The following is a 273-nucleotide window of genomic DNA, read 5'->3' as shown; positions in this document are numbered from 1 at the left end:
AGGATTCCATCGTTACCCCGGAGTTCTAATAACCATCGCTCTTCATGTCCTTGGCCTCGGTGTAGATTGTGTAGCCGTTGATATCGTACGCCTCATAGGTCATCAGGTTGTGCTCGGCGCCCTGTGACAAGGCGAATATGAGTTGTTCTTTCGCGGAAGAATCCTCATGTAAAGGGTATGACAGAAGCTTCTGCTTGAACCAATGCGTGAAACATGAGTTGTGCTCTTTGATTATATCTCCGTCCGTCCTCTGTTGGCCCCGGTCATTGTACG

Annotated in this window: 1 protein-coding gene; it reads right to left on the bottom strand. The window is 49.1% G+C overall.

Going from position 1 to position 273, the window contains the following annotated elements:
- Positions 1 to 25: 25 nt before the first annotated feature.
- A partial coding sequence (locus PZC42_RS24615) for a hypothetical protein (RefSeq protein WP_277214127.1) occupies positions 26 to 273 on the bottom strand: 248 nt, incomplete at its 5' end.

The organism is Isoptericola croceus (assembly GCF_029382255.1).
GTDB classification, from domain to species: Bacteria; Actinomycetota; Actinomycetes; order Actinomycetales; family Cellulomonadaceae; genus Isoptericola; species Isoptericola croceus.
This window is presented reverse-complemented; position numbering and strand designations above follow the sequence as displayed.